Below are 19,435 nucleotides of genomic sequence, written 5' to 3' on the forward strand. Positions count from 1 at the left end.
ACCGGGCGTAGTACTCTCTCGTCCGGTAAGGGTCGGGGTCGAGGGAAGGGCTGACGCGTGGTCGACGCGCTGGCGGCATCACTGATCGTCGGGATGCTGGCGCTCGCCGGCCTCTCTCTGGTGATGACCGCCCTGGACCGCCGGGTCGGCAGACTGCTGCTGGCCACCGCCGCGCTGGGTGAGGCCGGGCTGCTCGTGCAGGTGGTGTGGGCGGTCATGCGCCTCGCGGGCGGGCACCGCCCGGTCGGCGGGCTGGCCGTCTTCATCGGCTACCTCATCGGCTCGCTGCTCATCCTGCCGGTCGCCGCCGCGTGGGGGCTGGGGGAGCGCACTCGCTGGGGCCCGGCAGTCCTGGCCGCGGGCTTCCTCGTCATGGCGGTGCTCATCGTCCGCATGCAGCAGGTGTGGCATGGCTGAGGGCCCGGCTCCGGACGCGACTTCGGACACGGCTCCGGACGGCAGGCGGCGTAGCGGCCCCGGCCGCGTGCTCATCGCCGTCTACGGCGTGTTCGCGCTCGCCGCCGGCTCGCGGGCGGGCGTACAGATCGCTACCCGGTTCCACGAGGCTCCGGTGGCCTACCTGCTGTCGGCGTTCGCGGCGGCGGTCTACATCGTCGCGACGGTGACCCTGGCGCGGTCCGGCCGCACCTCCTACCGCATCGCCGTCACCTCGTGCACGATCGAGCTGATCGGGGTCGTCGCCGTCGGCACGTACAGCCTCGCCGACTCCGCCGCCTTCCCCGACGCCACCGTGTGGTCGGAGTACGGCAACGGGTACGGCTTCGTCCCGCTGGTGCTGCCGGTGATCGGCCTGTGGTGGCTGCGGCGGGTCCGGCACCGGACCGAGGTGGGGGAGACGAGCGGGCCGGGTTAGGATTCGGGCCGATACGGTCCACCGACGAGGAGGTCGGGTCCGATGGCTCCGCTGTCCAGTTATGTGTCCGGGGCGTGGCACGTCCCCGCGGACGAGGGCGCGCCGCTACGCGACGCGGTGACGGGTGCGGAGATCGCCCGGATCTCGTCCACGGGCGTCGACTTCGGCGCCGCGCTCGACCACGGCAGGCGCGTCGGCGGCCCGGTCCTGCGCGAGCTGACCTTCCACCAGCGCGCCGCCCTGCTCAAGGCACTGGCGTCCGAGCTGCGCGGGCACCGCGACGAGCTGTACGACCTGTCGCTGCGCACCGGCGCCACGCTGGGAGACGCGAAGTTCGACGTCGACGGCGGCATCGGCGTGCTGTTCTCCTACGCGAGCAAGGGACGCCGCGAGCTGCCCGCCGGCACCGTGTACGTCGAGGGCGGCCTGGAGCCGCTCAGCAAGGGCGGCGGCTTCGTCGGCCAGCACATCTGCACACCGCTCCTGGGCGTCGCGGTGCAGATCAACGCCTTCAACTTTCCGGTCTGGGGCCCGCTGGAGAAGCTCGCGCCGGCCTTCCTCGCCGGGGTGCCGAGCCTGGTCAAGCCGGCCGGCCAGACCGCCTACCTCACCGCGCGTCTCGTCGAGCTGATCATCGAGTCCGGCCTGCTGCCGGAGGGCTCGCTCCAGCTCGTCTGCGGCGACGCCGGTGACCTGCTCGACCACCTCACCGAACAGGACCTGGTCGCCTTCACCGGGTCGGCCACGACCGCCGCCCTGCTGCGCGCACACCCCGTCGTGGTCGCGCGGTCGGTCCGGTTCAACGCCGAGGCCGACTCGCTCAACTGCTCGATCCTCGGCCCGGACGTACGCCCCGGCGACCCGGAGTTCGAGGTCTTCGTCGGGCAGCTCGTCACGGAGATGACGGTCAAGGCCGGCCAGAAGTGCACCGCGATCCGCCGCGCCCTCGTCCCGGCCGAGATCATCGACGAGGTCGAGCAGGCGGTGGCCGCGCGGCTCGCCGACGTCACCGTCGGCAACCCGGCCGACCCCGGCGTGAAGATGGGCGCCCTGGCCGGTCTGGGCCAGCGCGAGGAGGTACGCCGCTCGCTGAAGGCGCTGTCGGTGGCCACGCGCATGGTCTTCGGCGACCCCGACCGGGTGGAGGTCGTGGACGCCGACGCGGAGCTCGGCGCGTTCATGTCCCCGATCCTGCTGCGCGCCGACGACCCCGACCGGGACGAGCCGCACGAGGTGGAGGCGTTCGGTCCCGTCAGCACCCTGTTCCCGTACACCTCTCCCGGCCACGCCGTGGAGCTCGCGGCGCGTGGCCGTGGCAGCCTGGCCGGCTCGATCGTCACCGCCGACCCGGACTTCGCCCGCGACATGGTGCTCGGGGTCGCGCCCTGGCATGGGCGCCTGCTCGTCGTCGACGCGGAGACCGCGGGGGAGTCCACCGGGCACGGCTCGCCGATGCCGGCGCTGGTGCACGGCGGCCCCGGCCGTGCGGGCGGCGGCGAGGAGATGGGCGGCATCCGCGGCGTCCTGCACCACATGCAGCGCACGGCCGTCCAGGCGAGCCCGCGGATGCTCACCGCGCTCACCGGCCGCTGGACGCCGGGGACCGAACGCCGTACGGGCGACGTCCATCCGTTCCGCAAGCACCTCGGCGAGCTCCGGGTGGGCGACACGGTCGTGGCCGGTCCCCGCACGGTCACCCTGGCCGACATCGAGCACTTCGCCGAGTTCACCGGCGACACCTTCTACGCCCACACCGACGATGAGGCCGCGCGCGCCAACCCGTTCTTCGACGGCCGGGTGGCGCACGGCTACCTCATCTTGTCGTTCGCGGCCGGGCTGTTCGTGCACCCCGACCCCGGACCGGTGCTCGCCAACTACGGGCTGGAGAACCTCCGCTTCCTCACGCCCGTCTATCCGGGCGACGAGCTCACCGTGACGCTCACCGCCAAGCGGATCGAGCCCCGGCAGGGGGCCGACTACGGAGAGGTCCGCTGGGACGCCGACGTGACGAAACAGGACGGGTCCTCGGTCGCCAAGTACGACGTGCTGACCCTGGTCGCCAACGGGGAGCAGTGATGGCCCCTCTCGACATCTCGCTGCTGCCCGCCGAGGCGAGCGCGGACACCGACACCATGCGGGAGGTGGCGGACCTGGTCAACCGGGTCTACGCCACCGCGGAGAACGGGCAGTGGCTGCCGGGTACCACCCGTACGACCGTCGAGGAGATCACGGAGCTCACCCGCGCCGGGCAGATCGTCGTGGCGCGGCTCGACGGCGCCGTCGTCGGGTCCATCCGCGTGCAGCACCTCGACGCCGAGACCGGGGAGTCCGGGATGCTGGTCGCCGACCCCGACCACCGCGGCATGGGGATCGGGCGGCGGCTACGGAGCTTTGTCATCGACATGCTCCGGCGGCAGGGGATCGGCACGCTGCAGATCGAGCTGCTCGTCCCCCGCGACTGGACCCAGGACTCGAAGGAGTTCATGGCCGGCTGGAACGAGCGGTCCGGCTACAAGGTGGTGCGCAAGGGGGCCTTCGAGGAGCAGTATCCCGACTTGGCTCCGCGGCTGGCCACGCCGTGCGACTTCGTCATCTACCACAAGGCGCTGTGAGCTCGCCGCCGTCGCGCGTCCTCACAGACCGCCGCGGCGGCGCAGCCAGCGGGTGCTCAGGACGCCGGCGGGTACGGGGGCCCAGAAGGTCGTGACGCGAAAGAGGAGCACGCCGGTGGCCGCCTGGGCGGCGGGGATGTGCACGGTCGCCAGGGCCGCGATGAGCGCCGCCTCCGTGGATCCCACGCCTGCGGGCATGGGGACGGCGGAGCCCGCGGTGGCGCCGAGAAGGTAGAGCGCGACCAGCGAGCCGACGGACCCCGTCGGCACACCGGGGACGGCCATCACGCTCGTCGCGAAGGCCAGGGCCAGTGCCAGGTCGGCCGCGGTCGCGGCGGCGACCAGCGCCAGCAGGCAGCGGGGCCGCCGCAGCAGGTGCCGCAGGGAGCCCGCCACGCCGGCGAACACCGCACCGATCCGGAACGGGGGCTGCCGGCGTCGCCAGTACACCGCGACGACGACGAGCGCCGTCACCGCGACCACGGCGATGATCACGGCGGGTACGAACATCCCCATGTGCCGGGACACGATCCGGCCGGCGTCGCCCGCGGGGCGCAGCGCGGGTCCCAGGCCGCCCCACAACGTGATGACCAGCGTGACGAGCGCGAGCTTGGTCAACGCGCGTACGAGACCGACCACGGCCACCGTGGTGGTCGCGGCGCAGGCGGGCAGGCCGCGCCGGGTGAGGTATCGGCAGGTCACGGCCGCGGTGCCGAGCCCGGCGGGCGCCAGCCGGTTCGCCGCGGCACCCGCGAACTGTGCGGTGGTGATCTCCCAGACACCGAGGCGCGCGATCGCGGGGGCGCCGGCGGTGGGCTTTCCGGCCGCGCCGGACGCGGTGGTGCGTACGCCGAGTGCCGAGGTCAGATAGTGCAGCGCGGTCAGCGCCGCGATCACCGGGACGAGCCCCCAGCGGATCCTCGCCGCTCCCTCGGAGAGCCAGTCCGCGCCGTTCCACAGACCGCCGGCCACATCGACGTTGGCCAGTCCCGCTCCGGCGAGCCCGGCGAGCAGTCCGGTCAGGACGAGCATCGAGACGATCCACGTACGGGCCGGGATGCGGGCCACGACGGACCCGCCGGCCTGAACCGTCACCAGGTCGGGCGGCGGCTGCCGTACGAGGGTGCTGCGATTCATGGACTCAATGTCCCCTTAGCGGATCGACACCGATGGAACACAAGATGAAGAACGCGGTCGGGAATCCGGGCGAAGAGACTTCAGTGCCTGCAGATGCTTCGCGGACCGGTCCTCGGACTGCGGTCCACGCTATTGGCGGTAGTGGGAAAGGCGGTGGGCGTCCGCGCCGTCGCGGGTGCCGGACCTGTGGTCAGAACCGGGCGTATGTGGGCGGCCGGTGACCGTACGGCCCGTGCGGCCTTCCGCGCGGGTCGATGACGGCCCTGACGCGGCCGTCGGCCCGCACCGCAACATTCGCACGTGTCCGTCCACCACTCCCGTTTCTCGCGGCTGTGCTACTACCCAAATAGTACAGGTGCGTTGCTGGCACCGTATCGGAAAGGACACGCGGTAGGTGGCCGGGACGAAAAGGTCGATCGCGCCGCGGCCCGTCCGGTCAGCGGGCTTCTTCGTCCCGTAGGAGGCGCAGCAGCAGGCGTTCGTCCTCCGGCGGGAGTTCCGAGACGAACCTCGCGAGCACCGCGGCGTGGTCCTGACGGCGACGGAGCAGGGCGTTCATGGCCGCGGCCGTGTGGCCGGCCTCGTCGACGCAGGGGAAGTAGACGTATCCGCGCCCCTCGCGGGTGCGCGTGGCCATCTCCTTGCGGTGCAGGCGGGCGAGGGTCGTCATCACCGTGGTGTACGCGAGGGCTCCGCCGAGCGAGGACTGGACCTCCGCCGGGCTCATCGGCCGCCCGCCCCGCCACAGCGCGGCCAGCACCTCGTCCTCGAGCATGCCGGAAGGTCGTCGCTGCTGGTCGGGCGAGTTCATGCCGACACCTGCTCCGGGAGGAAACGGGGTCTATGACCACGATAGTAGGGGTACGGTCCCGGCGGGCCTTCGCCAGATGCCCAGGTCGCGGGCTCAGCCACCCGGCCGCGGTCCGCCGCCGTAGGCCCTGCGCCGTCGGTACGGTGCCGCGCGGCGGCGTGGGGGAGTCGCGGCCGTGATGGAGGATCCGGGACGAAACGGCTCCACAGATCCGGATGTACCGCCTGTAAAGTGACAGCATGGCCGAACTGCGGCGGGGCGCCGGGCAGCTCGAGGCGGAGGTTCTCGGCACGCTGTGGGCGACCGGCCGGGCACTGACCCCGTCCGAGGTCCAGGAGCGGATCGGCGGCGGCCTCGCGTACAACACCGTGCACACCATCCTGAAGCGCCTGTGGGACAAGGGCCTCGTGATCCGTGACGCCGGCGGACGGCGCGGAGCGTACCGGCCGGTCAAGGACGCCACCGAGCACGCCGCGCAGATCATGCACGAGGCCCTGGGGCGGGAGCCGGACCACGCGGCGGTGCTCGAGCGCTTCGTGACCGGGCTCGGTCCCGACGACGAGGAGATGCTGCGCAAGCTCCTCGACACGGCGTAGGGCGCGTTCGTCTCAGGTGCGCGGGGCGGCCGGCGGATGCGGCGGCAGGAAGACGCGCCAGCGTCGCCCGCTGGGCGTGGTGAACGAGTAACGGAGCCAGCCGCGCGTGTAGCGTGGCCGCTGGCCGATGTGCTCCACGACCGCCAGCCGGGTCAGGGTCGCCGCCCTCCGCAGCCCGGCGACATCGGTGGACATGTCGTTGCCGGCGATCTGCAGCGACCGGCAGCCGGTGTAGAACGCCAGCGGTGGGGCCTGCTCGCCGGACAGCGTGCACGGCGGGCGTACGCCCAGGTACTGGAGCTGGCCGGTGATGGCGACGAAGTCCCCTCGCGCGGTGTACTGGGACGTGACCATGTGCGCGAGCACCAGCTGCTGACCGGCCGTCTGCGCGGCGAGGCCCAGGGCCACGGCACCCGCCGTCGCGATCCGCCAGCGCCCCCGGCCGAGCGTGGCCGCGCCCCATGCGAGCTCGGCCATCGGCAGGGCCAGCAGCGCGTACGCCGGGATGAGGAAGCGGGGTGCGGCGTACCCGACCAGGAACAGGTAGGACGCGCCCAGGACGGCACCGCACGCGGCGGGTGGCGCCAGCAGGCCCAGCCGCCGCCCGCGCGCCGCGAGCACGAGGCCGCCGGCGGCCAGCACGGGGACCAGCGGCCACCATGCCGAGAGAGGCTGGACGTGCCAGGTCGCGCCGCCGCACGGGCGGCACAGCAGGTTGTGGTCGAGCGCGTGCAGCTCCATCCGCACGCCCTCGGGATGCCAGCCGAGGCCGCCCTCGGTCTCGCTCGCCGCACGCAGCCGGCGGAGCGGATCGCCGAATCTGACGTACGCCTCCACGACCCATTCGGCCGCGCCCGCCAGCGGTCCGATCACGATCGCCGCCAGCGCGATGAGCCGGCGCCGGTGGGCGAACGCCACCGCGACGAGCAGCGTGGGCACGAGCCACATCGCGTCACCGGGGCGTATGAGCGCCACGAAGGCCAGGCTCGCCGCGAGCCAGACCGGCGCCGCGCGGCTCTGCCCGCGCACCGTGTGCGCGAACCAGCCGGTGGCCGCCACCGCGCCGTAGGCGACGTAGATGTTGGGCATGACCGCGTTGCCGTAGAACTGCACCATCCACAGCACCGCGAGGAGAAACGCGGCCAGCGCGACGGTCACCGGCCGCAGCAGGCGGGTCCACGGCCAGTACGCGATCACGAGGCCGATGGTGGAGAGCACGGTCATGTAGATCCGCAGCGCGGCGACGGAGGAGGTGACCGCGACCAGCGGAGCGGCCAGCAGGGTGACGCCGCGGGCGCGCGGGGCGCTGAAGAACGCCGTGGGGACGTGCGGGCTGACCTGGCTCACGTAGACCGTCTCGTCCCAGCCGAGCCGCATCCGCGTCGTGACGGCGACGAGCTGGGCGGCCGCGTACAGGAACGCCACCGCGACGAGGGGCACACAGGGGCGGGTGGGACGCACGCTTGACCGACCACTGAGGTTCACCCTACAGATTGTAGGGTCTGGTCAATCATCGGCATGTAAACGGTCATGGGAGTTTCGCGTCGGGTGCGCTAACCCTCCGTTGACCGAGCGATCCCTACAGTGGTCGCGCGGTTCGCGTCCCGCGCCGCGGCACTGCGAACCCGACGAGGCGGAAACCCATGTTCACCGACCATCTGGCCACCACGCACCGGCTCCACACCACGGCGGTGGTGACGATGAGAGTCGGGCCCGTCCTGCTGGTGGCGCTGCTCGGCTGGGCGTGGTGGGCGGCGCGCCGGGAACGTCCCGCCGCCATGGCCGCGGCGCTGTGGGCGCCGATCGGTGTCGTCGCGACCGTGGCCGCGAACCAGGTCGTCGAGCGGCTGCCGACCGTCCGGTGGGCGGCCTTCCACGGGCTGGTCGTGCACTCCTCCGACCTGCCGGGACCGAGTGACCACGCCGCGATGGCGTCCGCGACGGCGGCCGGGCTCTTCCTGGTCGGCCGCAGGTTCGGGCTCGCGGCGTGCGGCGGCTGGCTGGTCATCGCGCTCGCGCTCGCCCTCGGCGGGGCCGAGCCCGACGACGTCGCGGGCGGTACGGTCATCGGCGTCACGGTCACCCTGATCGGCTTCGTGATCGTCGAGGGACCGCTCCGCCGTGCCGTGTCCCGCCTCCGCCGTACGCGCCTGCGGCCGTTCACGGGGGCCGGAGAGACGTCCTGACCCCCCGAAACGCGGGGGGTCAGCAGGGAGTGCCGCGGGGGAGCTGGTAGCTCCCGCCGAGGCGGTACCGGCCGGGTACCGGGGCGAACAGACGGGTCCAGTCGCCGGCCTGGGTCAGGCAGCCTGGAGCGCCGCCGCGTACACCCAGCCACGGTGACCAGGGCACGCGTACGAGCACCCAGCCCCCCGACGGGACGTTGATGTCGAGCTCGCCGTCGTCCGCGCGCGCGACGGTGGCGGGCGGGTCGGCGAGCGGCTCGGGGTCGCTGAGCTCGTACAGGTGCCAGTGGTCGTCCCGCCAGACCTGCTTCAGCCACGGCTGGCCACCCGCGACGATGCGGGCCTCCTCGATCCCCTGCCAGTCCGGCGTGGAGTCCGACAGGACGACGTAACGCACGGCCCAGCGCTTAAGCCAGTCGTGGTAGGTGTCGGCGGTAAGGGTCCCGTTGTAGAACAGGGGGTTGCGGTCGACGTCGGCCTGGCGGTTCCAGCCGCGCGCGAGGTTGACCACCGGGGCGAACTCCGACGACTCCAGATGCGTGCGCTCCGGCACCACCTCGACCCGTCCGCGGTCGGCGTTCAGGTTGCGCAGCTCCGACAGCACACCGGTCGTGTGGCCGTCGGGGGAGCCGGTGTTCACGACGTCGAAGACCGGCCGGATGATCTGGGAGATGGCGGTGGCCGCGAACGCGACGTAGAGGATGGCGGTCTTCCGCTCCATCGCGGCGGCGAGCATGACCGCGCCGCCGAACAGCAGGGCGAGGCGGTCCACGTTGCTGCCCACCTGCGACGGGATGAGCCAGGTGAGAACGGTCCCGAAGGCGTACACGACCGCGCCCGCGCGTACGTTGCGCCAGGCCTTGGGGGCGTAGAGCGCGAGCGCCACGGCGCTGACGACGGGAGCCGCGACCAGGAACCACGGGAACGGCTGCACCCCCTTGAAGGGGAACAGCAGCGCGGAGAGCGCGACCACGAACGGCGGCCCGGCCGCCAGCGCGTACGCCGGCCGTCGGCGCCGGGTGAGGAACAGCGCCGCGGCGGCCACCTCGAGGAAGAGCCCGGCCACCGGGCTGGCCAGCGTGGCCAGCACGCCGAGGAAGACGACCGCGGCGGCGCGGGGCGCGCGCGGGCCGCGCGAGGCGAACACCACGGCGACCGCGGCGAGCCCGAAGAGCACCCCCAGCGAGAACGTCACCCGGCCGGACACCGCGTTGCAGGACAGCGCGAAGGCCCCCCAGAGCGCGGGTGCCAGCGGACGGCGGATCCCCGAGCGTACGAGGAGCAGCGCGAAGAGCCCGGCCGAGGCCGTGCCCGCGAGCACACCGGTCGTACGGACGCCCAGCAGGGCCATGAGGTACGGGGAGATCACGCTGTACGAGGCGGGGTGCATGCCGCCGTACCACGCGAAGTCGTAGGCGGAGCCGGGATGGCGGAGGGCGAACTCCGCCCAGGCGCTCTGCGCGGCGAGGTCGCCGCCGCCGCGCGCGAGGAACACCGCCCACAGCACATGGAGGATTCCGGCAATGACCGTAGCGGCCACGACGGGGTGCAACAGCCACCGTCGGTGGCGTACCGGTCGTGCCCGTATCGCGGCGGCGGGGCGTGGCGCCTCGAGTGTGGCGGTCACAGCCCGGCCGCTCTCTCCGCAAGCCCGTTATGGGACAGCTGGGGAGCGGGGGACATTCGGCCAATGATCAACGATCGCGGCCCGGAGGGCAAATCAAGCGAGTTGTGAAATCGGCTACATCACGCTTACCGCGGAATGAAGCGTTCCGTTCTGCTGCCGTACGAGCGCCCACAGGCACGTGTGCCCAGGGCAACGTAACTCCCAAGGCAACACCAAGGCATCGCCAAGTCGCACCGAGGGTGACGTCCGCCGCTACAGGAGATTCGGCGACGATAGACGGCACTTCCCTCCTTTTCGAAACATTGCCGCGTTAACGCGCCAGGCCCTACGCTTTACCGGCGGTCCAGGCGATGCGCTCCACCGGGCGAGCCGCTCACATGGGCCTCGCGGGCAGGCGACGGGAAAGGCGATTTTGTGACTCAGCTTGTCGTGGAGAGCAACGGCGTTTCGGTGGCTCTGGATCCACGACGTTCCTACCGCGTGGGCCGGGACCCGGCGGCGGACATCGTCATCGCGGTCGAGGGAGTCTCACGCTCCCACGCCGAGCTTCGCTTCGAGGGTGACCAATGGGTCCTCGAGGACCTCGGCAGCGCGAACGGCACCTACGACGGCGGCCGGCGCGTCCGGCGTGTCGCGGTGGCGCCGGGCAGCCAGATCCGGCTCGGCCACCCTGAGGAGGGCGTGCCGGTCGCCTTCCGCGTCGGCCAGGCACCCGTGACGCGTGCGCAGCCTGGCGCCGAGCCGACGGCGCCGACCTACCCGGCGCAGCCGTCCGTGCCGCCACAACCCCCGGCCCAGCCTCCCGGTTACCAGCAGCCGGGCCAGGGCTACGCGCCGCGGCCCGGAGCCCCCGGTCAGGTCCACCCGCCGGTCCACCAGGCCCCGCCCGGTTACGCCGGTCAGCCCGGGTACGCCGGTCAGCCCGCCGCGGCGTACTCCCCGCCGCCGGTCCAGGCCGACGGCACCGGCACCATGCATCCGTACCAGCCGCCCTACCAGGGCGGGCCCGGCGCGATGCCGCCGCAGCCCGGATACCAGGGTGAGCCCGCCGCGCCCGGCATCGGACCCGACCCCCGCACGCCGATCGGCTACGAGCAGACCCGCGGCACGGTGCCGCGGTCACCGCGCATGCAGACCATGAGCGGCCAGTACCGCGAGCCCGCCAAGGTCCGCAACCTCGAGGGCGCGCAGGTCCTGCGCATCGGCCGGGCACCCGAGAACGACATGGTCATCACCGACCTGCGGGTGTCGCGCCAGCACGCCGAGCTGCGCACGGCCGGCGGAGCGTACGAGATCATCGACGTGGGCAGCCGCAGTGGCACCTACGTCAACGGCCAGCGGGTCCAGCGCTCGCCGATCGGCCCGCAGGACATCATCGGCATCGGCCCGTCAACGTTCCACCTGGTCGGCGACGTCCTGACGGAGTACGTCGACACGGGTGCGGTCAGCCTCAGCGCGCACGACCTCACCGTCACGGTCGACAAGGGCAAGGTGCTGCTGGACCACGTGTCGTTCCCGCTCGGCGAAAAGTGCCTGGTCGCGGTGATCGGCCCCAGCGGTTCGGGCAAGTCGACCCTGCTGCGCGCGCTCACCGGCCTGCGCCCGGCCGACCAGGGCACGGTCTCCTACGACGGCCGCGACCTCTACCGTGACTACGCCGAGCTGCGCTCGCGCATCGGGCTGGTGCCGCAGGACGACATCCTGCACACCCAGCTCACCGTCCGGCGTGCCCTCATCTACGCCGCCGAGCTGCGCTTCCCCGACGACACCCGGCAGCACGAGCGCAAGGCCCGTGTGGACGAGGTCCTGCAGGAGCTCGGCCTGGACCACCGCCGCGACAACCGGATCTCGGCGCTGTCCGGCGGCCAGCGCAAGCGGGTCAGCGTGGCGCTGGAGCTGCTCACCAAGCCGTCGCTGCTGTTCCTCGACGAGCCGACCTCCGGCCTGGACCCGGGTCTGGACAAGTCGGTCATGCAGATGCTGCGTGGCCTGGCCGACGACGGCCGTACGGTCGCCGTGGTCACGCACAGCGTCGCGAACCTCGACATCTGCGACCGGCTCCTCGTCATGGCACCGGGCGGGAAGATCGCCTACTTCGGACCGCCGAAGGAGGCGCTGCCGTTCCTCGGCTTCACCGACTGGGCGGACGTCTTCCAGGCGTTCGACGATCCGTCCATCGACTGGGCCGGCCGGTACCTCCAGTCGCCGGCCCACCAGAAGTACGTCCAGGCCGACCTGATCCAGCCGGTCGCCCAGGCCGGCCCGGTCCACTTCGAGCCGCCGCCCAAGCCGCAGAGCTGGCCCGAGCAGCTGAGCACGCTGATCCGGCGCTACATCCGCAGCATCGTGGCGGACCCGTTGTTCCTCGGCATCACGGTGGCGCTGCCGATCATCATGGGAGCGGTGGCACGCGTCATCCCGGCCGGAGACCTCACCTCCAACATCCGCGGCTCGCAGGGCGGTGCGGCGAACCTCCTGATGATCCTGTGCATCGGCGGATGCCTCACCGGCGCCGCGAACGCGGTACGTGAACTCGTCAAGGAAAGACCGATCTACCAGCGAGAACGCGCGGTCGGCCTGTCCAGATCCGCGTATCTCAGCTCGAAGCTGCTCGTCCTCGGCTTGATCACGATCGGGCAGGGCATCGCGCTCACCCTGGTCGCCATGGCCGGGGTCAACATGCGGGCCAAGGGCGTGATCACCACCCCGTTGCCCGAGCTCATCATCGCCGTCGCGGTGCTGTCCTTCTGCGCGATGACGATGGGCCTGCTCATCTCCGCGGTCGTCAAGACCAGCGAGATGACGATGCCGCTGCTGGTGCTCACCACGCTGATCCAGATCGTGTTCTGCGGCGCCCTCGTGCATCTCGACGGCAAGGCCGTCCTGGACCAGATCTCCTGGTTCGTGCCGGCCCGGTGGGCGTTCGCCGCGATGGCGGGGACACTCGACGTCAGCTTCCTGCTCCCGCACAAGCGTGGCGAATCAGTGGATCCGCTGTGGAAGCAGCAGTTCACCACCTGGCTCCTGGACGTCGGCATGATGCTGGTCCTCACCGTCGTCCTGGTCTTCCTGGTGGAGCGCATGCTGCGCCGCCAGGAGCCGGAGGTCATGCGCAAGTAGCGAGCGGCACGGGCGCGCGGTGCGCGCCCGTGCGTGCCGTGTTCGTTCAGCCGCTCGTGACGGTGACCGGCTCCGACCGGATCTGGACCGCTTCGTCGATCTGGGTCGCGTCGACGAGGATCACCGCACGGTGTTGCCGTGCGCTCCGCAGGTCAGCAGGGCCAGCCCGCGCCCACAGGCCTCCTGCTGGGCCCGCCGCGCGGTGTCGGGCTCGGCGTCGGCCATGAGGCCCAGGCCGCGTACGCCGCCGATGACGCGGTGGGCCGAGGCGACCTTGCGCAGGCCGTCCAGCAGCCGGACGCCCAGCTCCGCGGAGTTCTCCACCAGACCCTCCGCCGAATCCGACGTGGGCGACCTGCGGATGGCGTTCAGGCCCACACTCGGGTACGCATCGGTGGACCCGGAGGTGGCCGCCGAGAAGGCCGTCGCGGTCTTCGCTTCGCTCGGCGCGCACTTCGAGGTGGTGGACCCCGGGTTCGCCGACCCGTCGATGCGTTCCACGTGCTGTGGTTCGCGGGCGCGGCCAAGTCGGTCGAGGCGCTGACCTCGGCGCAGCGCGCCGAGCTGGATCCCGGCCTGCGGGAGATCTGGGAGCGGGGCGAGCGGCACTCGGCGCTGGACTACCTCACCGCCACGGCGTGCCGGATGGAGCTGGGACGGATCATGGGGGGTTCCACGAGGAGTACGACCTGCTGCTCACGTCCGCGCTTCCCTTCCGCGCGTTCGAGGCTTGAGGTCCCTCGGGTTCGGCGGAGCCCGGCTGGGCGCCGTTCACGTACCCGTTCGACATGACCCGGCAGCCCGCGGCGCGTGTGCCCTGCGGTTTCACCTCGGCCGGTCTGCCGGTGGGCCCGCAGGTCGTCGGGCCTCGCCGTGCGGACGCGCGGGTGCTCGCGGACTGCCGGGCGTTCGAGCGCGTACGCCCGTGGCACGACCGGAGGCCCGGCGTGGTCCAAGTCGGCGTGTTACCGGACAGTCCGGACAACTGTGCCCGGCCGCCTGAGACCCCTAATATTAGGGCGCAATAGTCATATGGCGGCCTGAAGGGGCAGATGTGGTGGAACGCGCGGACTGGGCTAACCCAGGCTCAGAGCAGCCTGATGGGCCACCTGTCCTCGACCTGAAGGTGGACGTGCCGCACTCCGCGCGGATCTATGACCACCTCCTGGGTGGCAAGGACAACTTCCCGGCGGACCGGGACGCCGCCGCCGAGATCATCAAGGACTGGGTGCATCTGCCGCAGTCGATGCGCGCCAACCGCAACTTCATGGCCCGGGTGGCGCGCCACCTCGCGGCAGAGCGCGGCATCCGCCAGTTCCTCGACATCGGTACCGGCCTGCCCACGGCTCCCAACCTGCACGAGGTCGTCCAGTCGGTCGCCCCCGAGTCCCGTGTCGTCTACGTCGACAACGACCCCATCGTGCTGGTGCACGCCCGCGCCCTGCTCTACAGCACGCCGGAGGGCCGGACCGCGTACGTCGACGCCGACCTGCGCGACCCCGAGTCGATCCTCGGATCGGCGCAGTTCCGCGGCACGCTGAGCCTCGACCGGCCGATCGCGCTGAGCCTCATCGCGATCATGCAGTTCGTCGTGGACGACGCCGAGGCCAAGCGGATCGTCGACCGTCTCGTCGAGCCCCTGCCGGTGGGCAGCGTCCTGGCGCTGTCGACCGTCACCGCCGACAGCGCGCCGGAGGAGGTCAACGGCGGCGTCGCGGCGTACAACGAGCGCGGCATCCCTTGCAAGGCCCGCGACAAGGCCGAGGTGGAGGGCCTCTTCGACGGCCTCACCCTGCTGGACCCCGGCGTCACCCTCGTGAACCACTGGCTTCCCGACGGCGGCCCGGTGGCCGACGATGCCCACGTGCACATGTACGGGGGCGTCGCCGTCAAGGACTAGGCGTGGTACGACGAGTCGGGCGGCTCTCGACTCGGGGGCTTGGGAAAAGGAGCGAAGAATGCCGGACACGTGGGTGGTCGTCGGCCTGGACAACGGTGGCACCTGCAACAACGCCACGGTGCTCGACTCGTCGGGGAAGTTCCTCGTCGACCGGCTGGTGGAGATTCCCAGCCGGGTGACGGAGGGGCCCGAGATGGCCGTCGAGGCGCTGGCCGAGGCACTCGACGGCATCCTGGCGCTGACGGGCACCTCGCGTTCGCGGGTACGCGCGGTCGGCCTGGACACCCCCGGCCCGGCGAGCGCCGACGGTGTGATCTCCTCCAAGGGCGCGACGAACTTCGCCCAGCCCGCCTGGTGGGGCTTTGACGTCCGCACCGCGCTGCAGGACCGGCTGGGCCTGCCCGTCGTCTACAACAACGACGGAAACGCCGCCGCGCTCTACGCCCACCACGCGCACTTCGGAGCCGACGCCCCCCGGCACTCCTCCATCTCGGCCATCGTCGGCACGGGACTGGGCGGCGGCGTGATCGAGGCCGGCAAGGTCATCCGCGGGTCGGCCGGCATGGCGGGCGAGCTGGGCCACGTCTACATCCCGACGCAGGGTCTCCTGGAGGACGACCAGCCGCTGCCGATGTGCAACTGCGGCTTCGGCGGCGACGCGGAGAGCATCGCCTCCCTGACCGGCATCGCGGTGAACCTGCTGCCGTACTGGCTGACCCGCTTCGAGGGCCACGAACTGAGCGCCGTACCGGCGGCGGAGGCCGCCAAGCTCGTCCGCGGCCGCGGCGAGGACGGCGACCCGATGGCCCTCAAAATCTTCGAACAGCAGGCAATGGCACTGGGGCGACTGTTCACGATCGCCGCCAACTTCACGGACCCGAGCGCGTACTTCGTCGGCGGCGGCGTGGTGGAGACGGGTCCGAGCTTCCGAGAGTGGTTCCTGGACAAGGTCCGCGAGTACACGGTCCTCCGCGAGGAACAGGCCCGAGTGGCGTCGTTCGCCCTGGTCCCGGACCTGGACATGGCAGGCGCCAGAGGAGCCGCGATCGCCGCCCGCGACGCTTCGGGAACCTAGACCGCAAGCCGTAGACCACAGCCTTGTGGATCCAGGGCTCGGTTGGTGGGGGCGCGGCGGGCCGTCGTTCGACCGGCGGCCGTCCGGGAAGCGGCAGTCGTTCGGCCGGCGCCGTCGGGAAAGCGGCCATCGTTCTGCGGCCGTCCGGGGAGTGGCCATCGGTCCGTCGACGGGCTGGCAGCGATCGGGCCATCTGCCGGCCGCGGCGAGCCAGCGGTCGATCACCCCGTTCCCTTCGCGGCGGTCCATCGGCCATCGGACCAGAGCGTCTCTTGACGCGACCTCGCCGCCACCACCACACCGCGACCGCAACGGCGTTCCCCACGACCGCTCACTCCGCGAGGCACCGCGCGACCTCACTGCGACTGCCCACTCCGCGACGCTCTGCGTGATCTCACTGCGACTGCCCACTCCGCGACGCACCGCGTGATCTCACCGCGACTGCTCACTCCGCGACGCACCGCGCGATCTCACCGCTACCGCTCACTCCGCAACGTACCGTGCGGCCGCCACCCGTTGCCGACCCCGCCACGACTCCCCAAATCATCAGCGTCCAACCTCGGTCGATCGCCTGCGACCGCCACCATCCCGAGTCCACACCGCGACGCCACCTCGCGTCACGCCTCACGGCGTCCGCATTGCGTCCGTTATCCGGCGTCTGTACTGCCCGGTGAACGGCCGAACCTCGGCGTGGTGATGCACGATGGGGTCGACGACAACGGCATGTCGGCGGAGACGCTGTTCCTCGAAGCCACGTGGAACGAGGACGGCCGGGAAAAGGCCGGTCGTTACGTCGCTCGCGTCACGCCGGCCGCCGAGGACATCCCGGTCTTTCCCGAGCAGGCACTCCCGCGTCCGCCACCCCGCGTCCGCCACCCCGCGTCCGCCACCCCGCGTCCGCCACCCCGCGTCCGCCACCCCGCGTCCGCCACCCCGCGTCCGCCACCCCGCGTCCGCCACCCCGCGTCCGCCACCCCGCGTCCGCCTCCCGGGGTCCGCACTGCGTCCGCTACCTCGGGTCCGCTACCTCGGGTCTGCTACCTCGGGTCTGCTACCTCGGGTCTGCTACCTCGGGTCTGCTACCTCGGGTCCGCGACCCCGCGTCCGCCACCCCCCGTTCGCCTCCCGGCGTCCGTCACCTCGCGTCCGCACCGCGACCGCCACCGGCCGCCGCCGTCCCGTACCCCACCATTGAGACCCGGCCCACTGTCTGATATCTCGTGATGTTGAGGCATTTTGCAGGTCACAGCGGATCCGAGGGGCAATGTCTGACACACCTTCCAACACGCCGAACGAGCCCCGCCGACCCGGGCCCATGTACGTCAACCGCCGCGGGGAGATGGACTGGAGCGGCATCCAGACCTTCATGAAGGCCCCGGTCTGCATGACGCCGGAAGATCTGCGCGCCGGCAAGGTGGACGTCGCCATCGGGGGAGCGCCGTGGGACGGTACCGCCACCGGCCTCACCGGCACGCAGCTCGGACCGCGCGCGATCCGGCAGGGCGACTACATCGCCGGCGACCGGTACATCCATCACCTGGACGTCCGGGTCAACCCGCTGGACCACCTCGTACTCGCCGACTACGGCGACGCCGAGATCCTCACCGGCAACACCGAGGGCACCTACGAGAACGTCCGCTCGTTCGTCGGCGAGATCCTGGCCGGCGGCGCCATCCCGATCATCCTCGGCGGCGACCACGGCATCACCTGGCCCGCCGCGACCGCGGTCGCCGACGCGTACGGGCACGGAAAGGTGGGCATCGTCCACTTCGACGCGCACGCGGACACCGCCCCTGACCAACAGGGTTCGCTGTACGGGCACGGCACGCCGATGCGGCGGCTCATCGAGAGCGGCGCCGTACCGGGACGCAACTTCGTACAGGTCGGCCTCCGCGGCTACTGGCCGGAGCCGCCCGTACTCGAGTGGATGGAGGAGAACGACCTCCGTACCCACTTCATGGCCGAGATCCACAGGGACGGCTTCGGCACAGTGCTGGAACGCGCCGTCGACGAGGCGCTGGACAGCGCGGACCATCTCTACATCTCCCTGGACGTGGACGTCGCCGACCCCGCGTACGCACCGGGTACGGGTACGCCCGAGCCCGGCGGCCTGACCAGCGGCGAGGTCCTGTGGGCCATCAGGCGTCTCGCCGCCGAGGTCGGAATGGTCGGCATGGACGTCGTCGAGGTCAGCCCGCCGTACGACGTCGGCCCCGGCATCACGGCCCTGTTCGCCCGGCGGGCGGTGATGGAGGCACTGACCGGTACGGCGATGCGCCGCATCGGCCTCACCCAGCCGGCCTACGTCGACCCCCGCTCGGCGGGAACGGGCTCAAGCCGCACATACCGCTCGCTGAAGGAGGACTGAGCCATGCGCGACCGCCCGTCGCCGTCCACCGCCGTCCGCAGGAGTGCCTCCCCGGCCCGGCCCGAACCCAGGGCATGTCCTGGGGCCTCCCCGGCCCGCCCTGGACCCACGGCCGCCCCCGTACGGTGTGAGCCGTGTGCCGGCCGGGCGCGGCGTTCATGAGCGGCGTACGCCGGATCGTGCTCCTGACACTCGGCTGGGAAGAACTGCCCAAATCGGTCTCGGTGCACGGAGCGCCTCCCGGCCGGCGGCTGCGCGAACCCGTACCCGGAATCCTCCTCGAATGCGACGGAGGCTGGCTGCTGCTCGACACAGGCTTCAACACGGCGCTGATCCGGGACCCGGCACTCCGGCGCCGGTTCTATCCCGATCCCGTGTACCGGCCGGTCCTGCCCGGTCCGGGCGAGCCGCTCGAGGAGGCGCTGGCCGGAGCCGGGATCGAACTGACCGACATCCACGCCGTCGCCGTAAGTCACCTGCACTCCGACCACGCCGGTGGCCTGAAACACTTCGCCGGCCGCGTACCCGTACACGTACAGAGGACCGAGCTCGCGTACGGACTGTCGGGCCACCCCGAGCCGGAGGGCCATTCCATCTACCGGGTCGACTTCGACGACCCGCGGATCGACTGGCGACAGGCAGAGGGCGACGTGGAGATCGCGCCGGGGGTCACCGCGGTGCTGACCGCCGGGCATACGCCGGGACATCAGAGCTTCGTCGTCGATCTCGAAGGGGGAGGAGGGTTCGTCTTCGCGTTCGACGCCGCCGACCTCACCGAGAACATCGAGCGCGAACTGCCGGTCGGCAGCGTCATCGGCGTCGACCACGCGAAGACGGTCGAACCCATCCGTCGCCTGAAACACATCGCGGCGGAACGCGGCTACCGCCTCGTACCAGGCCACGACCCGGACGTCTGGCCGAGCCTCACCGCGGAGCTACGCGACTACTACACTTAATCGATTGACAAAGGGGGAATTGTCGGCCCAGTCTTGAGACGTGAGCCGTGACGTACGCCTGACAGCGCGCCTGCACGTGGACCTTCGTCTACAGGCCAGCGCGCTGTGCCGGCCTGCCTCGCCCCGCCACTAAGGGCAACGCCGCAGGAAGTCTCGCGCGCCTGGCAGGAAGA

Annotated in this window: 17 protein-coding genes; 12 read left to right on the top strand and 5 right to left on the bottom strand. The window is 71.7% G+C overall.

From position 1 onward, the window contains the following. Nucleotides 1-57 precede the first annotated feature (57 nt). From FB559_RS29335 to FB559_RS29350, 4 genes are read left to right on the top strand one after another with little or no spacing between them, the layout of a single operon-like run. Nucleotides 58-417, top strand: a complete 360-nt coding sequence (locus FB559_RS29335; RefSeq protein ID WP_221640226.1) for a hypothetical protein — start codon at nucleotides 58-60, stop codon at nucleotides 415-417. After that, nucleotides 410-874 carry a hypothetical protein gene (locus FB559_RS29340; RefSeq protein ID WP_141959664.1) on the top strand — a complete coding sequence of 155 codons (465 nt, stop codon included), beginning with the start codon at nucleotides 410-412 and terminating at the stop codon, nucleotides 872-874. The genes FB559_RS29335 and FB559_RS29340 overlap by 8 nt, the downstream gene beginning before the upstream one ends. A 42-nt stretch (nucleotides 875-916) precedes the next feature. Continuing rightward, complete coding sequence (gene paaZ / locus FB559_RS29345; RefSeq protein WP_141959666.1) at nucleotides 917-2,950, top strand: phenylacetic acid degradation bifunctional protein PaaZ; 2,034 nt, start codon at nucleotides 917-919, stop codon at nucleotides 2,948-2,950. Next, complete coding sequence (locus tag FB559_RS29350) at nucleotides 2,950-3,486, top strand: GNAT family N-acetyltransferase (protein ID WP_185792449.1); 537 nt, start codon at nucleotides 2,950-2,952, stop codon at nucleotides 3,484-3,486. Before paaZ ends, FB559_RS29350 begins: the two co-directional genes overlap by 1 nt. A gap of 21 nt (nucleotides 3,487-3,507) precedes the next feature. Here the strand turns inward: FB559_RS29350 and FB559_RS29355 are convergent, their stop codons facing one another. Both FB559_RS29355 and FB559_RS29360 read right to left on the bottom strand, forming a co-directional pair. Continuing rightward, nucleotides 3,508-4,623, bottom strand: coding sequence for a lysylphosphatidylglycerol synthase transmembrane domain-containing protein (locus tag FB559_RS29355; protein ID WP_141959668.1), 1,116 nt, complete (start codon nucleotides 4,621-4,623; stop codon nucleotides 3,508-3,510). A gap of 436 nt (nucleotides 4,624-5,059) precedes the next feature. Beyond that, nucleotides 5,060-5,434 carry a BlaI/MecI/CopY family transcriptional regulator gene (locus FB559_RS29360; RefSeq protein WP_141959670.1) on the bottom strand — a complete coding sequence of 125 codons (375 nt, stop codon included), beginning with the start codon at nucleotides 5,432-5,434 and terminating at the stop codon, nucleotides 5,060-5,062. Nucleotides 5,435-5,673: 239 nt separating this feature from the next. Here FB559_RS29360 and FB559_RS29365 point away from each other — a divergent pair, with 239 nt between their 5' ends. Next, nucleotides 5,674-6,030: a BlaI/MecI/CopY family transcriptional regulator gene (locus FB559_RS29365; protein WP_141959672.1), complete on the top strand. Its 357-nt coding sequence runs from the start codon at nucleotides 5,674-5,676 to the stop codon at nucleotides 6,028-6,030. A gap of 12 nt (nucleotides 6,031-6,042) precedes the next feature. Here FB559_RS29365 and FB559_RS29370 read toward each other — a convergent pair whose 3' ends face one another. Then, nucleotides 6,043-7,515, bottom strand: coding sequence for a hypothetical protein (locus FB559_RS29370; RefSeq protein WP_141959674.1), 1,473 nt, complete (start codon nucleotides 7,513-7,515; stop codon nucleotides 6,043-6,045). 158 nt (nucleotides 7,516-7,673) lie between these two features. Here FB559_RS29370 and FB559_RS29375 point away from each other — a divergent pair, with 158 nt between their 5' ends. Further along, a complete protein-coding gene (locus FB559_RS29375; RefSeq protein WP_141959676.1) occupies nucleotides 7,674-8,216 on the top strand; it encodes a UDP-diphosphatase in 543 nt (180 codons plus the stop codon). Nucleotides 8,217-8,235: 19 nt separating this feature from the next. Here the strand turns inward: FB559_RS29375 and FB559_RS29380 are convergent, their stop codons facing one another. Continuing rightward, complete coding sequence (locus FB559_RS29380; RefSeq protein ID WP_246122157.1) at nucleotides 8,236-9,843, bottom strand: MFS transporter; 1,608 nt, start codon at nucleotides 9,841-9,843, stop codon at nucleotides 8,236-8,238. Between the two features lie 414 nt (nucleotides 9,844-10,257). Here FB559_RS29380 and FB559_RS29385 point away from each other — a divergent pair, with 414 nt between their 5' ends. After that, nucleotides 10,258-12,963 carry an FHA domain-containing protein gene (locus tag FB559_RS29385; protein WP_141959680.1) on the top strand — a complete coding sequence of 902 codons (2,706 nt, stop codon included), beginning with the start codon at nucleotides 10,258-10,260 and terminating at the stop codon, nucleotides 12,961-12,963. Nucleotides 12,964-13,083: 120 nt separating this feature from the next. Here FB559_RS29385 and FB559_RS46485 read toward each other — a convergent pair whose 3' ends face one another. Further along, nucleotides 13,084-13,572 carry a hypothetical protein gene (locus FB559_RS46485; protein WP_342780998.1) on the bottom strand — a complete coding sequence of 163 codons (489 nt, stop codon included), beginning with the start codon at nucleotides 13,570-13,572 and terminating at the stop codon, nucleotides 13,084-13,086. Between the two features lie 179 nt (nucleotides 13,573-13,751). Between FB559_RS46485 and FB559_RS46490 the strand changes: the two genes are divergently transcribed. The 5 genes from FB559_RS46490 (at nucleotide 13,752) to FB559_RS29415 (ending at nucleotide 19,262) form a co-directional block, all read left to right on the top strand. Next, entirely contained in the window at nucleotides 13,752-13,991 is a 240-nt protein-coding gene (locus FB559_RS46490; protein ID WP_342780999.1) for a hypothetical protein, read from the top strand. Nucleotides 13,992-14,095: 104 nt separating this feature from the next. Beyond that, nucleotides 14,096-14,863, top strand: coding sequence for an SAM-dependent methyltransferase (locus FB559_RS29400; RefSeq protein ID WP_246122160.1), 768 nt, complete (start codon nucleotides 14,096-14,098; stop codon nucleotides 14,861-14,863). A gap of 58 nt (nucleotides 14,864-14,921) precedes the next feature. Then, nucleotides 14,922-15,938 carry an ROK family protein gene (locus FB559_RS29405; protein ID WP_141959682.1) on the top strand — a complete coding sequence of 339 codons (1,017 nt, stop codon included), beginning with the start codon at nucleotides 14,922-14,924 and terminating at the stop codon, nucleotides 15,936-15,938. Nucleotides 15,939-17,202: 1,264 nt separating this feature from the next. After that, on the top strand, nucleotides 17,203-18,306 hold the full coding sequence (locus FB559_RS29410; RefSeq protein ID WP_141959685.1) for an agmatinase family protein: 1,104 nt from the start codon (nucleotides 17,203-17,205) through the stop codon (nucleotides 18,304-18,306). A gap of 134 nt (nucleotides 18,307-18,440) precedes the next feature. Then, complete coding sequence (locus FB559_RS29415; protein ID WP_221640227.1) at nucleotides 18,441-19,262, top strand: N-acyl homoserine lactonase family protein; 822 nt, start codon at nucleotides 18,441-18,443, stop codon at nucleotides 19,260-19,262. Nucleotides 19,263-19,435 lie beyond the last annotated feature (173 nt).

The sequence above is a fragment of the Actinoallomurus bryophytorum genome, from assembly GCF_006716425.1.
Taxonomy (GTDB): Bacteria; Actinomycetota; Actinomycetes; order Streptosporangiales; family Streptosporangiaceae; genus Actinoallomurus; species Actinoallomurus bryophytorum.